Genomic DNA, 20,577 nt, shown 5'->3' on the forward strand with positions numbered 1-20,577 from the left:
TCCGCCTTTATGTTGCCACAAAATCCCGCGTGCTAATGGCCGGCCGCGGCGAGCGTGCCGGGGCCGATGTATTTGACCATCCGCAGGAGCATTCCGCCATCCGGCGGACAACTGTAGTCGTACTCGTCCATCACCGACTGGATAATATGCACGCCGAGGCCGCCGGGGCGGATATCCGACAAATCACGGCTGCGAATCGTGCTCGGATCGACCTGCCGGCCCCGATCGCGCACTTGAACGGCGATTCCCGCCCGACCGTCCGACGACCGGACGGGCTCGAGCGTGATGGCGATGGGCTGATTCGGATCGCCATCGTAGCCGTGCTTGATGACGTTGGCCAGGGCCTCGTCAATGGCCAGCATAAGCGCGTGGGCGTCGTTTTCGCCGAAGCCTTCCAGGCGAGCCATCTTCTCGACGGCACCGCGCACGATGGGCAGACTGCGGGCGTTGGACGTGATGTTCAGCTCGACGGTGCGGGATTCATCCATGGAGTATTTATCGGTAGGCGTTACGGTCGGGCGGCAATGCCCGTTTGATTCCCCAGGCTGTTGCCGCTGGATCGCGGCGCAGGAGGCTCCGTTGCCGCGGTGAACTCGCCTTTGCGTACGAAGTCGCGCCAGCGAACGATGGCGGCGGCGCGCTCGCGGCTCGGCTGGGAGTAGTCGTAGCCGAAGCGGCGGCCGGTGATTTTCTCCAGGGCGATGATGCTGAAGAAACGGACGCCGGCATCCTCGTCCTCCAGGCGATCGACCAACAGCGGGACGGCGCCGGCGTCCTTGGCTTCGCCTGCGGCCTTGACGGCCATGATGCGCTCCGTGGCGTTGTCCGACGAGAGATTCGCGCGATAGGGGCGGCTACTGACGCAACCGCTCACGAGGCAGACCATTACAAGTCCTGCGATTAGGGTCCTTCGCTCCATGGGTGAGATCGTACCGTAGAAATGTCAGCGCGGCAAAACGGCCTGTGCGGCCCTGACGCGCTCTGGGGCCTGATAGAACGGTGCGAACGGCATCCTCAATAGCTGAGGAAGGCCGCTTCCCATGCAATTGGCCGAGGCGGCGAGTCGGGCTAACATGGTGGCGAGGATCGGGGTCTAATATCCCAGGGTTTAATTCGGGGAAGGAGTCCGACATGAATCGGCTAGGTGGCACGTTGAGATTGGGCGGTGTTGCGGCCCTGAGCGCATGCCTCGGAGTCTTGGTGGCGGTGCAGCCGGCCGCCTCGAAAGAAAAGCAAGTCGTCACCGTGTCGTACATGCTGTCGCCGGGCCGGTCGCTGCCCCCCGATATCAAGGCCGTAGCGGTCATCGATTCGGGCGTTGAGAGCATCGACGGGATCAAGGGCAACTCGCGGGAAAAGAAATGGTCGCTGATCGCGGCGGACATCATCGAAGCCATGCTGCAGGGAGAATCCGAGGGCGGTCCATCCGTCTTGACGGTCGTGCAGCGCCGGGCAACGAAACAGATCCTCGACGAACAGGACTTGCAACTGGCGGGGATCGTCGAGGGCGACGCGGCCATGCGGGCCGGCAAGCTTCTCGCCGTGCAGGGGCTGATTGCCAGCACGATCCGCATTCAGATCGAGACAAGGCGGACGGCAAAATCGACGATCGATTGGACAGGAATACTGGGAGGACCGCTCGGAGGCGCGCCGCCGCCGAGGCGCGAGGTTCATTATCGTCCGGGACCCGGCGGGCCGCGCGGCCCGTATGAGAATCCGTATCGGCGCCGTAGAGTCGAGCGATCGCCGGGAGGCGGCGGGTTCGGCATTCCGAGCCGGGAGGTCGAGGAAATCAGCCGGAATCTGACCGTGCAATGTTCGTTTCGGTTGATTGATGCAACGACCGGGGCGACCGTCGTGCAATTTTCTCCGCCGGTCTTTCAGAAGACGGACAAGAAGAGCCCGGATTTTTTGTTTGGCGGGATGATCGACCAGGGCGATCTGGATCCGGTGGATCATTTCATCGGGGAACTGGTGGAGCGGGCCTGCCGCGAGTTCGTGGGAATGATGGCGCCGACGCGCGTGGCGTATACCTATGAAATCGTCGGTCGCGGCAAAGAGGGCGAGTCGGCGGTGCGCGCAATCCGGTCGGACGATTATGCGTCGGCGGTCCGGCTTTTCGAAGCGGCGCATCAGGACGAACCGGAAGAATGCGACACGGTCTTTGCGCTGGGGGTCACGAACGAATTGGCCGGAGATTTTCCCCGGGCACTCGAGTGCTATCGCAAGCTGGTGGCGATGGAAGATGTGGATGAAGACGACCTGCCGATGTATTTGGAGGCGAAGCAGCGTCTGACGGCGCATCTTCCGCGGATCATTCGAACGCAAGGCGATGCGGTTCCGAAAGGTCCTTAAGGCGCAGAGGAACTGAGGATCTTCTTGAAGGTCTACTTCGACATTTGTTGTCTCAAGCGGCCATTTGACGAACAGGTCCAACCGCGCATTGTTGTCGAGACGGCAGCGGTCCTTTCGCTTCTTGAAGCTGCATCTGAAGGGAAAATTCAGCCGATTCGGTCGGTCGCGCATGATCTGGAGAATTCGTGGAATCCGGATGCCAAGAGGGCGGCCGCGGTACAGGAATGGCTAATCCAACAGAATCCGATAATCAAGACTCCGTCGTCGGTCCGCCAGCAGACTGAAGTATTCATGTCGCACGAACTGGGAGAATTTGACGCGTTTCATCTCGCCTGGGCCGAGTACCACCAAGCGAGTGTTTTAGTCACTACGGATGATAACTTTATTAAGCGAGCAGGGCGGCTGGGTGATACAATAAAGGTCAGGGTGATGGATCCGATTTCGCTTTTCAGAGAGTTGAACCCATGACCACCATCTCCAATCCAGTTGAACTCCGTCGCCGTGGACTCGAAGTGTTGGTTCGCGAGCTGGGATTTGTTAACGCCATGCGGTTCATGCTTCAATATGAATCCGGTGTCGGCGATTACACTCGCGAACGACAAAAAATGATCCCGCACTTGGGTATTGACAAGCTGATCGAGGAAGCAAACCGGCTTGTTCCACCCGAAAAGTGAAAAATAACCGGCAAGTCATCCCGTCGGGTCCGCCGCGGGAAGTAGCTTCAAATCCACCAGAGCGTTGAAAGCGGCGCGTTGTTCGGCGTCTTTTTTGCTGGGCCCCCAGGCACTGGTGTAACGCCGTCCGGCGATGTTGACGGCGATTTCGAAGCACTTGCTGTGATCGGGGCCCTTCTCGTCGAGCATCTCATAGGAAGGCGTCGCGCCGCTGATCCGCTGCGCGTATTGCTGAAGCTGCGACTTGTAATTGTACTGATGCTCGCTGGCCACGGAGTCCTCGATCGCCGAGACCATGTGCCGGAGGATGAAGTCGGTGACGGGCTCCAACCCGCCGTCGAGGGCGATGGCCGCGATGAGGGATTCATAAACGGCGGCGGAGAGGGAGAGGGGCAGCTTGTTGCGGGCGGCGATTCCGTTTCCGAGGAACATAAACTGCGGCAGACCGAGCTTCTCGGAGATCTCCGCGCACGTCTTTCGGGAGACGACCGCCGACTTGATCTTGGTCAGCTCGCCCTCGAGATATTCCTGGTAATGATCAAAGAGATAGCGGCAAACGACCATGCCGAGGATCGCGTCACCCAGGAATTCGAGACGCTCGTTACTTTGCAGGCGCGTCGGGGCAATGGAGGCGTGCGTCAGCGCGCACGCGAGGATGGCGGGGTCTTTGAAACGATAACCGATCGCCGCCTGGCAGCGATCCAATACTTCCGGATTCATGATTCGACCTGTCGCACGATTTGCTCCAGGCCGATGGCGAAAACCGCGCGGGCGAGAGGCCGTGGGCGATTTTCGTCATAAGCCTAGAAGGACGAGCGGACCTCGACGCGAACACGACGACGCCGCCCGGCCAACCTAAACATTACTATAACAATCGGTAGCCTTCGGCGTCAACTCCATTTACACTCATTTCATGACGACGACTCAGGAAATAGCGACGGAAACACTCCCCTTTTTGACGCGGGACATCGCGGCCGTCCCCGGCTCCATCAAGCGGCGCTATGAGGACTTTCGCGTTGAGGAGATTCCCGCCTATGAGCCCTGCGGCAGCGGCGATCATTGTTATTTCGTCATTGAAAAAGCGGGTCTGGCAACGATGCGCGCGGTCAATGACATTGCCCGGGCGCTGGGGGTGCTGTCGCGCGATATCGGGCTGGCGGGGCTGAAAGATGCACGGGCCGTGACGCGGCAGATGCTGAGCGTCGAGCACGTCGATCCGGCGAAGGTGGCGGCACTGGAGATTCCGCGGATCAAAGTGCTGTCAGTCTCGCGGCACCGAAACAAGTTGAAGATCGGCCATTTGCGGGGCAACCGGTTCCGGATCAAGTTGCGCGAAAGTGATGCGGGGCGCCTGGGGGATATCCGTGCGGTGTTGGACGTCCTGCATCACCGCGGGGTGCCGAATTATTTCGGATCGCAGCGGTTCGGCTCGCGCGGGGATACGTGGCAGTTGGGGCGCGGGGTCTTGCGGAATGATCCCCAGACGGTCATTGATCTGATGTTGGGCCGCCCGACGGCTCACGATACGGGCGAAGTGCTCAAGGCGCGGCAGCTCTATGAAGAGGGCAAGTTCGCCGCGTCGGCGAAGGCGTGGCCGTATGGCTTTCGCGATAACGCGCGGGCTTGCCGGGTGATGGAGAAGACGCATGGCAATCATCGGCGGGCGATGTTTGCCGTTGACCTGCGGCTGAAGAAGTTCTTCGTCAGCGCGTACCAGTCGCATCTGTTCAATCGGTTTCTGGCCGAGCGGATCGGAGAGATCGACAAGGTGATCGAGGGCGACCTCGCCTACAAGCATGAGAACGGCGCGGTCTTTCACGTCGAGGATGCGGCGGCGGAGTCACCGCGGGCGGCGGCGTTCGAGATCTCGGCGACGGGGCCGATCTTCGGCTATCGCATGACCGAAGCGTCGGGCGAGCCAGGCCGCGTGGAGCAGTCGATCCTCGCGGCGGAGGGTCTTTCGCTCGACGAGTTCCGCTTTATCAAAGGCATGAAGGTTCATGGGGCGCGGCGACCGGTGCGCTTTGCGTTGGACGAACTGGGCGTCGACTCCGGGACCGACGATCACGGGCCCTATGTGGAGCTGGCGTTCACGCTCGCGGCGGGTTGCTACGCGACGATGATCCTGCGTGAAATCTGCAAGGACAAGTTAGCAGAAGGTCTCGACGAATCTGACGAATGACGGTGGGAATCCTGAGCGAGTCATTCTGGTCGATTCGGGACATCTGGCACGAGCGGCAAGAGACGGCACCTCGCCGCGTTTTCGCGAACGCTGATGACCGCACCGGCAGTCAACTCCGCCGGCCATCGCTCCATCACCGCACGAAGGTGGCCCAGGACATTGGCCGGCGTCATTCGGCGCAACCGAAACGAAATAATGCTGGGGCCTTTCCCATGAAGGAGTGCGAGTAATCTGCTGAAATCCAGATCATGCGCTAGCAATACCCTTTTTTCGGCCGCTGCTTTTTGCAAAACAGCGTTGTCCTCCATCCGATGGAATCCTTGCTCGAAAAGATGGACCGCGTCATGGCCGTCGGCGCGAAGCGAGACGATGACGTCCACCGAAATGCCCATATCAGCCAGAAACCGCATCGGCAGTCTCGTCAAACGGCATGATCTCCTCGTTCACCGCACAGGAGGCATAGGAAAGACACTGCGCGATGTCCTCCGGCTCCAGATAGGGATAACTGCGGATGATCTCCTCCTTGGTCATCCCGGCCGCGACCAGGTTCACCACGAGCGCAACCGTAATTCGCATGCCGCGCACGCAGGGCTTGCCCTGCATGAGCTGGGGATCAATCGTTATTCGGTCAAACGGGTGCATGTCGTCAGGCTCCGGTCCCACGTTGGTGGCATATCTCGGATACTCAGCATCAAAGTATATCTCGAACCCGCATCACCAGCCATACATTCGTGCACGATATACCCGTGCATTTTGTGAGTCACGTTATGCGGGGCTGGGCGCCGGTGGCTTCCCGGGCGCGAGGTCAGCCGTACACATCGGGCACTTGCGGGCGTTGACGTGGATCGCGGAGAGGCAGAAGGGACATTCTTTCGACGTCGGCTGACCGGGCGCGGGGGCGGGGCCGGCGCGCAGGAGGATTGACTTGATCAGCTTGGCGATCACGAAGAAGAGGGCAGCGGCGATCAGCAGGAAGTTGACGATCTCGCCGATGAAGAGACCCGCCTCGATGCGGCCGATCTTCCAGCCGCGGTAGCTTTCCGTGACCGGCCCGACGTAGCTGATGAGCGGCATGATGACATTTTTGACGAGGGCGTTGACGACGTTGTTGAACGCGGTGCCGATGACGACGGCGACGGCGAGGTCGATCACATTGCCTTTGAAGGCGAAGCCCTTGAACTCCTGCCAGACCTTTCTAAGTCGCTCCATGGCGGTTACTCCCTTCATAGACGTCTCGATGTCGTTGAATCGACGTTTCGTGCAAAAATGCTAGGAAGTAGGCCGTTGGCGAACAAGGAAGGGTTCGCTTGGGATAAATATCCGTGATCGTTGGAGCGATCAGGATGGGCGGAGAATCGCAAATTGGCGGAGGAACATCAGCGCAGCGACCATCAAGTCGCTCAAGCGTATCGGTCACCGCCGAATTCGCCAAAGGATCAGAAGATCCCGGCGAATCTCTAATTGGGTAACGCGAACGACACCGCCGGACGCTTGGGGTTTCTCGTGGGCACTTTCTACGCCACCAGTTCCGTCGCCTCGGTCTTGAAGCGGCGGCGGAGGCGGTGGATCACGTCCTTATGAATCTGGCTGACGCGAGACTCGGAAAGGTCGAGGACCAGGCCGATCTCGGCCATGGTGAGGCCCTCGGTGTAATAAAGCACGAGAACCAGTCGCTCCTCGCGATTGAGCCCTTTGGTGATGTAGTCCGTAAGTAGTTGCCTGGAAACACGTTCCGACGGATCGACGGCCTGAGTGTCCGCGACATCCCAGCCGCTGGGGGAACCGCGATGGAAGCCATCGTCGTCACCCTGGACGGCGGAAAGGTGGACCTCGTGACCCAGGCGCGAGAGGCGGGCGAGTTCCGAGTAGCGATCTCGGCTCATGCCCATCTTTGAGGCGAGTTCCTCGTCGGTCGGCGGCCGGCCAAGGTCGGAGTCGAGCACATCGCGGTTCTGCATGCGGACCTTTTCAAAGCTGCGGACGGTCCGCGACTGACCGTCGAGCGAGCGGAGCCAGTCCATGACCGCGCCGTGGATGCGCTGCTGGCAGAAGGTCTCGAACTTGGCCTTGTGGCAGGGGTCGTAGGCCTGGACGGCTTCGAGCAGGCCGTCGTAACCGGCGGAGCAGATCTCGTCGTAGCTGATCTGGGCCGGGAGTTTCTGCGAGAGCCGGGCCGCCTGCATGTGAACGAGGGGCCGGTAATGCTCCACGAGCTTGTTACGTAGCTTGATAGAGCGAGCCGTGAGGTATTTCTTCCAAAGGGAATCTATCTCGCGCCGGGCAGCCGTCTTCATGGGAACATTCCTTTGTTCACGCCGGGCTCGACGCTCGCGCAAGCGTTGAAGCCCGAGACCGTCCTTGTTCCGACCAGGCGAGTCGAGAGCGATCAGTAGTTTCGAGTTCGGCATCCATGCCGATCAAAGAGAAGCGAAGTTGACCTTACCTCCCTGTAAGCTAAATGCGGCGTGAGGAATGCTACCGAGGTCGCGGGGCGATTGCCAGACTTTTTTTTAAGATTTGGAAAAAATTTTTGAACTCGCCGGAATAGGAGTCGTAAGCGCGACCTCGACGCGCCGAGATTGCCGCCGATGCGGGACCCCTTTTCGATCCGCCGGCGCTCCGCGCGATCGATGCTTCCGGGGCCTACTTGATTATCAATACTATGAGGAGGATCAGAATGACGACGAGCTCACCGATGACGGCCAGGATGAGCGGGAGGTTGGCGGCTCGCGGGGCGGAAAGCGGCAGCTCTTGCGCCTCGTCCGGATAGCTTTGCGCCGCCGCCCCGCCGCGGTCGGCAAGCGTCTCCAGCATCTTGTCGTTGTAGCCGCTGCGGGCCTGTAACGGGGCCTCCCCGCGGGAGACCCGTTCCAGATCGACGAGCAGGTCGGTCGTGCTGAGGTACCGCTGGTCGCGGTCCTTGGCCATGGCCCGCTCGACAATCTCCGCCAGACCGGTGGAAAGGCTGGTGTTGAGGTGGTCCGGGGGGATCAGCGGCTCCTTAAGGTGCTTATGCATGATCGCCGAGGGCGTGGCCCCTTCGAACGGGACCTTGCCCGTGATCATGTGATAGAAAGTGGCCCCGAGGGAGTAGATATCCGCCCGGAAGTCCACATCCACGACGCCGCGAATCTGCTCGGGGGAGATGTAATACGGGGTCCCGTAGGCGCGCCCCTTTTCGGCCTCGGCGGCTTCGACGTCGCTCGCCTGCCGGGCGAGACCCATGTCGGCGAGCTTGGCCGTGCCATCCTTGGTGATCATGATGTTCTTGGGCTTAACGTCGCGGTGGATAAAGCCCTTGGCGTGGGCGTGTTCAAGGGCCTGGGCGACCTGGGTGACGATGCTAAGGGCGGCCTTTTCGTTATAGACGCGCTGGGCGATGAGCTCGTCGTACACGGTCTTGCCGTCGATGTATTCCATCACGAAATAGTGGTAGCCGGCGAACTCTCCGACGTCGATGGCCTGCACGATGTTGTTGTGGTTCAGCTTGGCGGCGGCGCGGCCCTCAGCATAAAAGCGCTTAACGAACTCCGGATCCTCGCTGAGCCGCTTGGGGAGGATCTTGATGGCCACGATGCGGTCGAGGGAAAGCTGTTTGGCCTTGTAGACGCTGGCCATCGCCCCCGCGCCGACCTTCTGCATGATCTGAAACCCGGGAATCTGCTGAATCCCGGCGGACATCGAATCATCCGCGGGGTTGGCGAGACGCTTGAGCTGGCTCGCAGTCACGATCCCGTGACGGACGAGGACCTCGGCAAGCTGCATCGGCGTGCCGGCGGCGTTGAGCTTCTGCTGCTTGGCCAGGGCCGCTTTGATTTCCTCCGCCGTGGCCAGACGCGCATCCACGACGGCGCGCGACAGGTAACTGTCGCTGCCCGTGCCGGTCTTTTGCCCCACGGCAATGGGTTCAGTGGCCATCTCGCACCCTATAGTCGGGACGAGCCGAGGAATACAACGGCCCGCTCTGCGATCCTATCTTACTCTATATCCGCCAAGGGGTTAAGTCAATCGCGTTACGGCGGGGCTGTGAAAATCTGACCGGCCGAGTCCCCTGGCATGGGAATTGCACTTCCGCTCCTGCGTGGACGCATCAAGGCCGCACGACGGGGGCATCAACACCTTGCTACTTCGATTGATGGCATCGATGCCCGGCATTCGTCGCCACCGGTCCATTCCTGACGCTGCAACTATGAGGAGACACCAACAATGGACACGAGGAGCCCGAGACGTGGCCGAGACATCATGAATCGCTGGTGGGTGGTGGTCGGGGCTGTTCTCATCCAACTCAGCCTCGGGGCGATCTACGCATGGTCGGTCTTCACCAAGGCCTTGATGAAGCCGCCCTTCAACTTCTCCGAGACCCGCACCCAGGTCATTTTCTCGTTCGCGCTGGCGACGTTTGCCTTGTTCACCATCCTCGCGGGCCGTTGGCAGGTCCGATACGGACCGACGTGCGTGGTCCGCTGGGGCGGGGCGCTTCTGGCCGTCGGTTACGTCGCCGCCGGGCTCGTCGAGCGAGTCCTGCCCGGCCACCTTTTTGCCGGGATGCTGGTAACCATCGGGCTGATAGGCGGCGCGGGAATCGGCATGGCCTACGTCGTGCCCATCGCCTGCGGCGTGAAATGGTTCCCGGACAAGAAGGGGCTTGTGACCGGGTTGGCGGTCGCGGGGTTTGGTTTCGGCGCGCTGATCTGGATCAAGCTGGCCGCGCCGGGGGTAGGATCGCTCCTGGTACGGCTGGGAGGCGTGTCGAACGTTCTCATTGTTTATGGCCTGATCTACTTCCTGCTGGTGATGATCGGTTCGGTGTGGGTGAAGAACCCACCGGCTGGCTGGGCGCCGGAGGGCTGGTGCGCGACGCCGGCGATGGCCGCGCAACGTGCCACGCCGGACTTTGAGACCGGACAGATGCTGGCCACTCCGCAATTTTGGATGCTGTGGGTGATGTACGTGTGCGCGGCGCTGCCGGGGCTGATGGTCATCGGGATCATCCAGCTTTTCGCAAGCGACGCGCTGCAGGCGCGGTCGGGCGTGAGCGTGGAATTGGCCGCGGCCACGGCAGCCACGGCGGCGGGCGTATTCCTGCCCATCCTGAACGGTCTCGGGCGCATCGCGTGGGGCTATATCTCCGACGCTATCGGGCGCAAGGCGGCGATGGTGCTCATGTTCCTGCTGCAAGGCGGGACACAGCTCGCATTTTTCTACATGGGCGGGACGACGGCGCTGCTGTTCATCGGAACGGCCAGCGTCGGCTTCAATTTCGGCGGAGCGCTGGCGCTCTTTCCGGTGGTCACGGCGGACCTCTTCGGCAGCAGGAACGTCGGTCGGAATTATGGTTGGATGTTCACTGCGTACGGCGTCGCGGGAATCGCCGGGCCGATCATGGCGGGCGTGTTCAAGACGGCGGGCCGGGCGGCCGTCGAGGGCGCGGCGGATTCGGCGGCGGCGCTGAATGCGGCGATGAACTCGTGGTACCCGGCGTTCGTGATTGCCGGAGTGGCGTGCCTGGTCGCGGCGATGATCGGGTTGATGCTCAAAACGCCGAGTGTGCGAGAGGCCCCGCTGGGTCGGGCGCGGTTGGCGTAGTGTTGCCGCGACCATCGACCAAATAGCCCGCATCATTTGAGAGTTTGGGTGGCACGGTCTCGCAGCAGCGAGGCCGTGTTTGCAGCCGCACCCTAAAGCCAGGGCCTGACTTCGCCAGACCGTGCCACCCCGATGGCAAGTTCTCGCCGTCAGAATGGGAGTTCGATGGATGGCTGGGCGGCGAGGCGTTCCAGTCGGGCAGGGTCCACTTCGACTCCAAGACCCGGGCCGGTCATCGGTTTCCAGCAACCGCCGAGACCGAAGCGAAGGGAGCGGCGAGTGATGTCCTCGGCGAGAAGGAAGCGTCCGAAACTCCCCTCTGCAAAGCGGACGTGGGGGACGAGTTGAAGGAACCAGCGACCGGCGGCGGAGAGGACGCTGGTCTCGCCGACCATGCAGCCGAGCTGGAGGTCGAGGTGGTGCCGGCGGGCGAGGACGGCGAGACGGAGCGCGGGGATGAGACCGCCATTCTTGCTGATGCGGATGTTGAACCAGGAGGCGGCGCGATGGACGATGAGGGCCTCGGCGTCGTCAGGGGTGACGAGGGATTCGTCGGCCATTAAGGGGAGGACGGTGCATTTGGCGAGGTCCGCCCAGTCTTGCAGATTGCCTTTGGGCAGCGGCTGTTCGACACAGGCGATGGGAAGCGATTCCCAGGCAAGGAGTCGGCGCGTCGCTTCGTCGAGCGACCAACCGCCATTGGCGTCGAGGCGGAGGGTCGTGCGCTCGCGGGTGAGGCTGCGGCCTAGGGCGCGGACGCAGGCGCGGACGCGGGCGTCGTCCTCGTCGTCGCCGACCTTGATCTTGAAATCGCAAAGCCGGGCCCATCGCATCCGTCGGATCGTGCGGGCGGCGCGGTCAGGCTCGCCCGCGGACACCACGCCGCTGAAGCGGACGGTGGCGCTGCTGCCGGGCGGACCGAGAAGCGTTTCGTCTACATAGCCGGCGACGTGCGCGAGTGAACGGTCAAAGGCTCGGCTATAGGCATCAAGGAGGGCCAGCTCGACGGCGGCGCGAGCGGCGGTGATGACCTCGTCGGCGTCGGTGGTGTAGGGCAGATTCGCGGCAGCCTCGATCGCCTCGCCGAAGTTCCTGGGGCGCGTATCGACGAGGATGGGCAGAAAGACGTCCTGAATCGCGGCGATAACGCTTTCGGTCGACTCACCGGTCACATACTCGCGCGGATGCGTCTCGCCGTAACCGATCGTGCGGTCAGCCAGTTCGATGGCGACGACAAGCGGGTTGGCGGCATTCCGCTCGGCGGCGGCGTGGCGAAAGCGAACGCGCAGCGGGATGGCAAGTTGGTGGATGGTGAGGCGGGCGATGGGGAGGGCGTCGGGCACGGGGCGATTGTAATTGCGAATAGCTGATAGCGAATAGCGAAAGTGCAGAAAGGCAACGACGGGACTGCTTATCGTCTCACGAGCGGAAGCTTCCGTATTCGAACACGCGCCGGACGAACCGTGAGAGCGGCACCCGCGTGCAACTCGGCCTCGAAGGATCGCAAGATGCCGCAAAGTATCGTTGTCAGTTTCTCCGCTTGAAGCCCCTCGATACGGATTCGGATGACGGATGGCTGCGCGGCCGCCGAGACGGCCAAGAGAGCGTGAAAGTCGGCATCAAGCGTAACAACAATCCGCTCTTCGGTGCATGCCCGCTCGAGTATCGCCGCGTCATTCGCCTCGGCAAGACCCACGTCGCCCGCGTGAACGGCATCGTGCGACTCCCGGCGAAGGAGGGCAACGGCCCCGCGCGGCAATCCTTGATCCAGAAGCAGCTTCACGAAATTCCGGCCACGTCGACGACCTGATCATCCAGATTTGCGGCGGCAAACTCCAGCGCCTGGCGGACATCTTCTTCTTCGAGTTCCGGGTACTCTCGATAGAGCTCGGCCCGATCCGGATACGCGGCCACGGCCTCCACGACACGCCGCACGGTCAGGCGCAGACCGCGAATGCAAGGCTGGCCGTTCATCTTGGCGGGCTCACAGGTAATTCTGTCGAATCGACCGTTGGTCATTCGCGTTTCTCCGGGACGTGCTTTCCTCGGCGTCCGTTGGATTGTAATGGCGGGTGGGAGCCGATTTCAATCTGGACAATCGCGCGCGAGGCAGCGTGGCGAAAGCGAACGCGTAGGGGGATGGCGAGTGGGCGGATGGTGAGGCGGGTGATGGGAAGCGGGTCGGGCGCGGAGCGATTGTAACGAAGTATGAATGGCGATTAGCAAATGTGGAGGGTCGGAATTCCTAATTCCTAATCCCGAATTCCCCATTGGCTCATCCCACAATATCCGAGCCGGTTCCACCCCGGGAAAAAAAACTCTTACTTCGCGCCTCGGAGTCTCTGTGCCCCTGTGGTGAACCCATCCGCCATCGCAGGGGCTTATTCAACCTTGATAACGTCGTTGTGCCGAAGCGGGCCGTCGACCTCTTCCAGCGATACCCGTATCCATCGATTCGTCAGCGACGCCGCGTCGGGAATCTCAAATTCCCGAACGGCGGACTGCCCCGGTGGCAAGTGCCGGATCGTCGAGGCCTGGCGCGGGCGGTTCGGCGCGATGACCAGACCGCGCAGGTTGAGCGTGTTGTCGCCGCGGTTCGTCACGCGCTGCACGATCCGCAGGCCGCGCCCTTCCGCCCGTGTCATCACGTTGACATCCACCGCGCTCGAGCCGACGGCGATCGGCGCGCGGAGCGTCATGGCCGCCTCACCCGCGCCCGAACCGGTGAACACGCCCGTCAGCACATACGCTCCCGCCGCCTGATTGCTTGGAATCCGCAGCGAAAGCGGCGTCGCCAACTCGCCGCCCGGCGCGAGATCGACGCTGACAAACGCGGGCATCGCCTGCCACGACGGCGGCGGCACCACCCGCAATCGCCCGATGAGCCGCGCGCGGCCGTGATTGCGAAGCTTGAGCGTGATCGCGGGGGCGTCGACCGTCGGCGCGATCGTCGCCGGGCTGACCGCAAAACTGGCCATGGTCCGCACCCGCTCTGGCGAGACCGGCGCGAACACGATCGGCAGCGCGCCCATCTCAAACCGCCTTCCGCCGGCAGCCATCGCCGGCTCCCCGATTCGGCCGTCGAGGTCGATGACCCGTGCCGACGGCCCGAGGTCCGTCACGATTGTCCGGGGCGACGGCTCATCGCCGTCCGTCCAGACCACGAGCGCTCCCGTGTCGGTCTCTTCATTCCCAAAGAGCCACGCCGACACGCCTTCGTCCAGCCACACGCGGCCGAGCGGGTCCAATCCGCCCAGCGTCTGTCGCAAGGTGCGAAAGACGACATATTCCTCGCTTGGCGAGACGATCGTTTCGCCGCCGCCCCGTCCGATCGTCCACGGCTGCGGCACGAAGACCGCCTCCACGCCGGCTTGCAGCGTCATGACAATCCGGCGGGCATATTCGCGAAGCCGGATGGATCGCGGATAAACGGCCGCGTCCGGCGCGGCCAGCGTAGCCCAGCGTCGCAGAGGTGCGCCGTCGGGCGACGCCGCAAGCTGTTCGAGGAGTTGATCCGCCTGAAGATGGGCGTCTACGAGAATCGACGCGATGTCCCCGGCCGCCGGATCGACCGTCGTCCCGGCCCTCGCATCCTTCGGCAGGGCAATTTGCAGCGTCCCAACCAGAGGTCGCATCTCCTCGCGCAGTCGAGTGAGCGCGTCCCCCAATGACGGCGGATCTTCCAAAACGGTTTCGCTCTCCGTTCCCACCTGCCATGCGTCGACGCGCCCGCCGTAGCGACTAAAGAGAAACCCCAAGTACGGCCGCCAGATATTCGCCGGGCCGCGCAGGACGTCGACCACGCTCATCCCGCGATGCCCGAGTTTCTCCGCGAGGCTCGCGGGCGGTGCGGCGAGCACCCCGACCACTCGCGTGCGCGGGCCCAGGTCGCGGATGAACTCATCGACTTCCCGATCGGCCATCACCACGGCCGAATCGTCCATGTCCGCCCGCCACAACGGCAACCGGACATAGTCGGGGGCCAACAGTCCGACCAGCCGTTGGATGATGCGAGAATTCCCGCCGCACTCGGGTTCAAGAACGAGTCCGAAGCTTACCCCGCCGGTACGCCGGGTTGTACTCAGCGCCTGCTCTAGGCGCGCAAACGGCCGGTCCAGCGTCACAATTTCGTCGCCCTGATCCGAGACCGTCAGCCGGACAACGTAGCGGCCGGGCGGCAGGTCGCCGAACTCCGAAACGCAGGATTCTCCCTGCGGGTCCACGACGGGAATGGACTGCTGTGTGAGCGAACCGCCCTCGCCATCCCGAAGTTCCAGCGTGGCCTCCAGGTGGCCGCCGTCAATATCAGCCACGCGAACCTCGCACGCCGCGATGTCATCGGCGGCAAACACACCACCGGGCGCATCCAACCGCAGCGACACGGCCGGCAGACGCACGACCTCGATGTCGTCAAACCACGCCGTCGCCTGGGGATCGCGGTTCTCAATCGGACGAAGCGGGGCCGCATCCCCGTTCGGCTGCTCCAGATGGCAGGAGATCGCGATCCACCGGGCCCTCTCAAACCCGCCCGGCAGGAGCAGCGAGATTCTCTGCCAGGCGCCGTCCCCGGTCCTGCCCCGCGCGGAAGCGCTGCGCACGCCGCTCGTCTCGATCCGCTGCAGCGCGTGGTCGAGAAAACAGGCGCTAAGATACGCCTCGCTGTGGACAACGCCCTCCGCCCGTATCCAGACCGAGATGCGATAGTCGCTGTTGGGGTGGACGGGAATGTCCCGGGCGAGGTAGCGGCACGCAAGACTCCCTCCCTGCAGGCCCAACCGCATGGAGGGCGGCGCCTGATGCCCAACGTCTGCGTCAAACCGCGGTTCAAGAAATCGCGGATAGCCCGGTCCCGCCAATTGCCGCCAGTTCATCGGTGTCCGCTCGAAATTGCCGAGCTTCCGCTCATCGAAGTCGAAGCGCTTCACCACACGATCTTCAATCCGCGACGAAACCAATGAGGGGGAAGACGGCGCGATCGGCCCGGTCAGCCCGATGGCAAGGATGAACCCGAAGTATTGCACGGCGTTCGCTCCGTATCCCGCGCAGAATTCCCGCCGCATGCGCGGAGAGAGCGCGGTACAGATCGTTTATCGGGACGAAGCGCAGTTCGATTCATCTGCCGGCGTCGAAATCGCAAGGCCCGATATTCTGCGGAGCGAATGATGGGAAACCCGCAAGGTGGATAAACGACGGGAGATGCGCCGATAACCGACGGGGCGCGGCGATTCGCTCTTGCCGGCGCCCGCGCGGAGCAATTCGGATGACACAGAATTGTCGGTGGGTACGTCGACTTCGAAAGTCCCTGGGAATCGCCGCATCAGGATTCCTCCTGAGCGGCCCGGCCTGCATGGACAGCGACATTGCCAAGCGCTTCCGCGAAGGCTACGCGCCGGGCCTGGTCGAGGGCCTCAGCACCTTCATCACCGACCCGGCGAACGCCGAAGCCGGTCTCCAACAAACTGGAGCCGCCCTGTTCGAAGGCATCGGCGCCATCCTCCAACCTCGAACCGGATCGTCGGCCGCTGATTCCAATTGACGTCCGATAACTAAATAAATCCGTTCGCAATTGTCGGCCCTCCTGTCACTGCCAAAAGGACAGGATTGACCGTAACCATACCGGTACTTCAGGTGTCCAAGATAATAGAGGGCATTATTTAGCCTTGAGGGAACACAGTATTGGAGTTTTTAACGTAACTCCGTATAATAAATAATGTTATGGTGTTTTCGCTGACTGGCATCCATCGGTAGTTGCGTGCAGAAGTATCCGGATACGCTAAAAAAAAACGTGAAATCCGCGAATTCGCCACGCTTTGGTATGGGCATTGATGAGAGAACAAAAGTCCGCCCCACCGGTATACCAGATAGGGGCAATTAGAAATGGGCAATGGGGCCCAGTTGGCTGGAAGTAGATCCCGGGCGAGCCGGGATGGGATGAGTTTGATGTTGCGAGTCACGACAAAGCGATCCGACCGGCGCGCTCTGAAGAGCTGGATGTCTCCGCCGCCCTACATCACCAATGTAGAGCTGCGGCAGCGCGGCATCGAAGAGCGGCTGTTTGCGAACTGGCCTGGCCCCGCGGCGGGGTCCGGTCGCGTGCGCCACGATGAAGAGACGTTGCTGTTCAAGCAGCTTCACTTCTGCGGTTACCGTCTGAGCAAGCTGTACAAGTCCGCGAACCGCGCCCCGAGCGCGGCGATTCGCCGGCAGTATGGATTCTGGGTGCAGCGCTATCACCAGATCCGCACGCGCCTGACCGAGGGCAACTTGGGTCTGGTCTACGATCTGATCGGCCGCAGCCGGTTTGAAAACCTCGATCGCGAGGAAATGACCAGCGAAGGCATGATGGCCCTCCTGCGGGCGGTCGATACGTTCGATCCGTGGCGGGGCTTCCGGTTCAGCACCTATGCCTGCAACGCGATCCTCCGCGCTTTTGCGCGGGCCGCGATGCAGGATTCCAAGCGGCGCAGCAAGGTCGCCGGTCCGTGGGATCCGGAGTTCGAGGAGAGCGACGCTCCCGAGAGCCGGCACGACGATCAGCGCGCTCTGTTCGAAGAGCGCCTGCAGCGGATCCTCGACTTGGATCATGCGGCGCTGACCGAAGTGGAGAAGTCCGTCCTGTCCCGTCGCTTCCCGGCCCAGGAGGGCCGCGAGCGGCAGACGCTGGAGGACATCGGCCGCCAGATGCGCGTCAGCAAGGAGCGCGTGCGGCAGATTCAGCTCTCCGCCATCAGCAAGCTCCGCCGCGCGATCGGCGCGGACAGCCTGCTGCAGTAGCATCCGTGCTGGAGCCTGCCCGCCGTGGCAGGAAACGGTCGAAGTGCCGCATGCCAGCGCTTACATGTCCCTCCCGACGCCCCGGCACTTTCGCCGGGGCGTCTTTTTTTGTGGCGTGGCACTGGCTATTGTGTGGCACCGGCTATAAGCCGGTGATTCTCCGCCGGAGGGCGAACGAAGGTCACTAGGCGTTTTCAACGCTTAGAAATCGGTGGCTGTGGGGCTGTTGAGAAAGTCGGGTTTCGCCGCTCGAACCCCTCGCGGCGCATACAAGAGCCGCTGTCCTTTGGGCACCCAACGAGTTTTTCAACAGCCCCGCTGTCCCTAATATCTTAACAACATGTCCAAATATCAATTACGAGTTTTTGATCCGAGGAAAGGCGATTCTTTTGATTATCGTATTTCTCGGCACGAGTACTTCCACAGCCATGCCTCTGGATTCTTCGTTTTGAATAGCTGGCCGGACACTAGGATCTGGAGTTCCAAATTAGATTCACATGTCACCCGCGCGCCGAGCTATTGGGAATTGTTTGTGCGAGCGGTTCAAGAGACAAGTCGACTTCTCTTACTAATCGTCGATCGACGAGAGTCGGCAATTCAATCTGACCCCGCTGTGTCTGGACTCAAATTACTTTCCACGGACGTATCGCTGTTGGTCTATTCCGAACCGTCTATAGAGAGGATTCAATTGTTTTTTGACCTTCAACAAAAATATCAGACTTATGGAGAATGGATATTCGCTGGTTGTAACGACAATCTCAAGTTGCCCAATCGCATTGCCAATTGGAGCGAATTAGCTCAGCCATCGAGCTTAGAATTGATATTGCCTCAGCACGAAAAACTGGGTTGTTTCCTCTATCGTAATGGTGAAACTAGCGAAATAATATTTGGATCGAGACTTTTTCGTGACTTGGACGTGCTCGTTGAGCGGTCGAGGACAGGGTAGACGATTGGGAAGCACAAAGATGAAGAAAACGTATCAGGATTGCTCTGTGATGATTCGGGACAGGCACTAATAAAAATGCCGGGAATCCCACGCCGTGGCGTGGTCGTGCCAAAAAAAACCCGCCCCTCCCGACTTGCCTTTTTCCAAATCCAGCGCTATGTTAGGTAATAGTTCGGTATATCGAAGATCGCGGCGCGCCTGCCAACAACGGCCGCCGACCGGAGGGATTTCGCGCCGTGTTCGCTAAACAGCAATCCCGTCCATCAAGTGAAAATCTCGGCCCAATTTTCGCTCGTTCTCGCTCGTTTTCGGCTCAAAAAAAGATTTATTTCTGCGCTCTCCCCTGCTCACCTGTCACCTGCTCGCCTGCTCTGCAGCCCGTTCCGCCCTGTTCCATCTTGTTCCACCAACAAAAAAACCGCCGCCGCCGTCCCAGCAAATCCCAGCCAGTGGCAGCCTCTCACCTTAACTCCTCCTCCGCGCCCCTGCGCCTCTGCGAGAGATACTGCTTTGACTTTTCGGCCCTTTGACTCTTCCATGCCCGCATGTCCGACCAACGCGAGCCTCCTTGGCTGACCAGCCTTGTCGCCCATGAGCCCAAGGCGCCCTACATGGCGCCCTACATGGCCTACCTGCTGCTCTTAATGCTCAACGACGTCTTTCCCACGTCGCTGCGCTGGCTGGCGATCCTCCTCCACATCGCCCTGGCGAGCTACGTTACCTGGCTCTTTCGCCATCACCTCCCGCCCCTGGGCCGGCCGCATTGGATCCTCGCCATCGTCGTCGGTCTCATCGCCGCCTGGGGCTGGGTCGCCGGTCAGCACGCCGTCAACGGCGTCGTCATCGCCGGTCACGACCTCGGAGGTTGGCTCCCCTTCTATCCCGGCTCGGCCAAACCCTATAACCCGCATGTCGATTACGGCGACGGCGCGGCGTTCTGGGTGTACGTCTCCGCGAAGATCACCCGCGCCTGCACGATCGTCCCGATCGTCGAGGAGATCTTCTGGCGCGGCTTCATCCTCCGCGCCTTCGTGAACTGGGACCGCTTTGAAAAGGTCCCGTGGGGGCAATTCGCCTGGCGGGCGATGATCGGCTCCGCGCTGATTTCAGTGATCCAGCATCCCGCCAACTGGATCGTCAGCATCGGCTGCTGGCTGCTCTTCAACGCTCTGTTCTATTGGAAGAAAAGCTTGCTGTGCCTGATGATCACCCACGCCGTGACCAATCTCGCGCTCTATATCTACGTGGTCCGCGCGGGCGATTGGCAATTCTGGTAGCGCCGGCGGGGATTTCGATCCGCCCGATAACGCCCCGCGATTGACCCTGACGGTCCAAAGGATTAAACTATTGAGTAACGGTCCATCGGTCGGTCGCAAGCCGATCCGGCCCGTGGCCTACCCTGCCCCTTGGTGCCGCCATGCTGAGAAAACTGCCTCTTTACGCAATTTGTCTGTTCGCCGCCGCGCCGTTCGCCTGCACGAAATCCGAGGACGATCTTCGTCCCGCCCAGCGCGCGGCGGGCGGGCTGATGCCCGACACGGATCCGAAGTTCGAGGCCGAATACGTCGCGGATCAGAGCCAGGTCAAGCTCGTCGCCCCGCGGACAGTTTCCTACGAACCGCTCGATACATTCCGGGGCAAGGCGGAACCTGCGGCCAAGGCCGATGCGCCCGCTGACGCAGAACCCGCGAAGTCGACGGCCCGCGCCGCGCCGGGGCCGCGCGGCACGCCCAGCGCCCCTCCATCAGCCGGCGGTGGTAACTTCTGGAGCCGCGTCGGCATGAAGGCGCTCATGGGCGGCGGCGCCGCGCCGCCCGGTCCGCCCCCCGCCAGCCCGGGTCAACCCGCGCCGAAGGAAGACGAGCCGGCCGCTGAGGAAGAGGCCGCAGACAACGAGGACGCGACCGAGGAAGAAGAGGCTGACGCCGACGAAGAAGAACCTGCGGAGGACGAGGAGGCCGACTCGGACGAAGAAGAATCAGAAGACGAGGGTTCGGAAGAGGAACCTAAAGAAGATACACCCGACAAAGAGCCGAAGGACACAGACAACCGCGATTGAC

At 61.8% G+C, this 20,577-nt stretch carries 21 protein-coding genes; 9 read left to right on the forward strand and 12 right to left on the reverse strand.

Annotated elements, in window-relative coordinates; translation table 11 throughout:
* Positions 1 to 32: 32 nt before the first annotated feature.
* On the reverse strand, positions 33 to 488 hold the full coding sequence (locus VJZ71_08535) for an ATP-binding protein (GenBank protein HKQ48100.1): 456 nt from the start codon (positions 486 to 488) through the stop codon (positions 33 to 35).
* 20 nt (positions 489 to 508) lie between these two features.
* Positions 509 to 919, reverse strand: coding sequence for a HEAT repeat domain-containing protein (locus VJZ71_08540; GenBank protein ID HKQ48101.1), 411 nt, complete (start codon positions 917 to 919; stop codon positions 509 to 511).
* Between the two features lie 212 nt (positions 920 to 1,131).
* Here VJZ71_08540 and VJZ71_08545 point away from each other — a divergent pair, with 212 nt between their 5' ends.
* Genes VJZ71_08545 through VJZ71_08555 form a run of 3 tightly spaced genes read left to right on the forward strand, consistent with a single transcriptional unit; the run spans position 1,132 to position 3,029 of the window.
* Positions 1,132 to 2,355 (forward strand): hypothetical protein, encoded by a 1,224-nt coding sequence (locus VJZ71_08545; protein HKQ48102.1) that lies wholly within the window; start codon positions 1,132 to 1,134, stop codon positions 2,353 to 2,355.
* 24 nt (positions 2,356 to 2,379) lie between these two features.
* Positions 2,380 to 2,823: a PIN domain-containing protein gene (locus VJZ71_08550; GenBank protein HKQ48103.1), complete on the forward strand. Its 444-nt coding sequence runs from the start codon at positions 2,380 to 2,382 to the stop codon at positions 2,821 to 2,823.
* A complete protein-coding gene (locus VJZ71_08555; protein ID HKQ48104.1) occupies positions 2,820 to 3,029 on the forward strand; it encodes a hypothetical protein in 210 nt (69 codons plus the stop codon). Before VJZ71_08550 ends, VJZ71_08555 begins: the two co-directional genes overlap by 4 nt.
* Positions 3,030 to 3,044: 15 nt before the next feature.
* On the opposite strand, the gene rnc is transcribed toward VJZ71_08555, so the two are convergent.
* The gene (gene rnc / locus VJZ71_08560) at positions 3,045 to 3,749 is read right to left on the reverse strand and encodes a ribonuclease III (GenBank protein HKQ48105.1); all 705 of its coding nucleotides are present in this window, start codon (positions 3,747 to 3,749) and stop codon (positions 3,045 to 3,047) included.
* 193 nt (positions 3,750 to 3,942) lie between these two features.
* Here rnc and truD point away from each other — a divergent pair, with 193 nt between their 5' ends.
* Complete coding sequence (gene truD / locus VJZ71_08565) at positions 3,943 to 5,211, forward strand: tRNA pseudouridine(13) synthase TruD (protein ID HKQ48106.1); 1,269 nt, start codon at positions 3,943 to 3,945, stop codon at positions 5,209 to 5,211.
* Positions 5,212 to 5,231: 20 nt separating this feature from the next.
* Here truD and VJZ71_08570 read toward each other — a convergent pair whose 3' ends face one another.
* The 5 genes from VJZ71_08570 to VJZ71_08590 all read right to left on the reverse strand — a co-directional run bounded on the left by VJZ71_08570 (position 5,232) and on the right by VJZ71_08590 (position 9,129).
* Positions 5,232 to 5,621: a DUF5615 family PIN-like protein gene (locus tag VJZ71_08570; protein ID HKQ48107.1), complete on the reverse strand. Its 390-nt coding sequence runs from the start codon at positions 5,619 to 5,621 to the stop codon at positions 5,232 to 5,234.
* Positions 5,605 to 5,853, reverse strand: coding sequence for a DUF433 domain-containing protein (locus VJZ71_08575; GenBank protein HKQ48108.1), 249 nt, complete (start codon positions 5,851 to 5,853; stop codon positions 5,605 to 5,607). The genes VJZ71_08570 and VJZ71_08575 overlap by 17 nt, the downstream gene beginning before the upstream one ends.
* Before the next feature lie 123 nt (positions 5,854 to 5,976).
* On the reverse strand, positions 5,977 to 6,420 hold the full coding sequence (locus VJZ71_08580; GenBank protein HKQ48109.1) for an MscL family protein: 444 nt from the start codon (positions 6,418 to 6,420) through the stop codon (positions 5,977 to 5,979).
* 305 nt (positions 6,421 to 6,725) lie between these two features.
* Positions 6,726 to 7,505, reverse strand: a complete 780-nt coding sequence (locus VJZ71_08585) for a sigma-70 family RNA polymerase sigma factor (GenBank protein ID HKQ48110.1) — start codon at positions 7,503 to 7,505, stop codon at positions 6,726 to 6,728.
* A 349-nt stretch (positions 7,506 to 7,854) separates the two neighbouring features.
* Positions 7,855 to 9,129, reverse strand: a complete 1,275-nt coding sequence (locus VJZ71_08590; protein ID HKQ48111.1) for a serine/threonine-protein kinase — start codon at positions 9,127 to 9,129, stop codon at positions 7,855 to 7,857.
* 324 nt (positions 9,130 to 9,453) lie between these two features.
* Here VJZ71_08590 and VJZ71_08595 point away from each other — a divergent pair, with 324 nt between their 5' ends.
* Positions 9,454 to 10,797: an OFA family MFS transporter gene (locus VJZ71_08595; protein ID HKQ48112.1), complete on the forward strand. Its 1,344-nt coding sequence runs from the start codon at positions 9,454 to 9,456 to the stop codon at positions 10,795 to 10,797.
* A 149-nt stretch (positions 10,798 to 10,946) separates the two neighbouring features.
* Here VJZ71_08595 and VJZ71_08600 read toward each other — a convergent pair whose 3' ends face one another.
* The 4 genes from VJZ71_08600 to VJZ71_08615 all read right to left on the reverse strand — a co-directional run bounded on the left by VJZ71_08600 (position 10,947) and on the right by VJZ71_08615 (position 15,818).
* The gene (locus VJZ71_08600) at positions 10,947 to 12,140 is read right to left on the reverse strand and encodes an enolase C-terminal domain-like protein (GenBank protein HKQ48113.1); all 1,194 of its coding nucleotides are present in this window, start codon (positions 12,138 to 12,140) and stop codon (positions 10,947 to 10,949) included.
* A gap of 68 nt (positions 12,141 to 12,208) precedes the next feature.
* Entirely contained in the window at positions 12,209 to 12,580 is a 372-nt protein-coding gene (locus tag VJZ71_08605) for a DUF5615 family PIN-like protein (GenBank protein ID HKQ48114.1), read from the reverse strand.
* Positions 12,577 to 12,816: a DUF433 domain-containing protein gene (locus VJZ71_08610; GenBank protein ID HKQ48115.1), complete on the reverse strand. Its 240-nt coding sequence runs from the start codon at positions 12,814 to 12,816 to the stop codon at positions 12,577 to 12,579. The genes VJZ71_08605 and VJZ71_08610 overlap by 4 nt, the downstream gene beginning before the upstream one ends.
* Before the next feature lie 362 nt (positions 12,817 to 13,178).
* On the reverse strand, positions 13,179 to 15,818 hold the full coding sequence (locus VJZ71_08615) for an NEW3 domain-containing protein (protein HKQ48116.1): 2,640 nt from the start codon (positions 15,816 to 15,818) through the stop codon (positions 13,179 to 13,181).
* A gap of 239 nt (positions 15,819 to 16,057) precedes the next feature.
* On the opposite strand from VJZ71_08615, the gene VJZ71_08620 reads away from it, so the two are divergent.
* From VJZ71_08620 to VJZ71_08635, 4 genes are all read left to right on the forward strand, one after another.
* Positions 16,058 to 16,333 (forward strand): hypothetical protein, encoded by a 276-nt coding sequence (locus tag VJZ71_08620; protein HKQ48117.1) that lies wholly within the window; start codon positions 16,058 to 16,060, stop codon positions 16,331 to 16,333.
* A 404-nt stretch (positions 16,334 to 16,737) separates the two neighbouring features.
* Positions 16,738 to 17,571 (forward strand): sigma-70 family RNA polymerase sigma factor, encoded by an 834-nt coding sequence (locus VJZ71_08625; protein HKQ48118.1) that lies wholly within the window; start codon positions 16,738 to 16,740, stop codon positions 17,569 to 17,571.
* A gap of 1,491 nt (positions 17,572 to 19,062) precedes the next feature.
* Positions 19,063 to 19,794, forward strand: a complete 732-nt coding sequence (locus VJZ71_08630; GenBank protein ID HKQ48119.1) for a CAAX prenyl protease-related protein — start codon at positions 19,063 to 19,065, stop codon at positions 19,792 to 19,794.
* Positions 19,795 to 19,934: 140 nt separating this feature from the next.
* Positions 19,935 to 20,576 carry a hypothetical protein gene (locus VJZ71_08635; GenBank protein ID HKQ48120.1) on the forward strand — a complete coding sequence of 214 codons (642 nt, stop codon included), beginning with the start codon at positions 19,935 to 19,937 and terminating at the stop codon, positions 20,574 to 20,576.
* Position 20,577 lies beyond the last annotated feature (1 nt).

It is taken from the genome of Phycisphaerae bacterium (assembly GCA_035275405.1).
GTDB lineage: Bacteria > Planctomycetota > Phycisphaerae > UBA1845 > UTPLA1 > DATEMU01.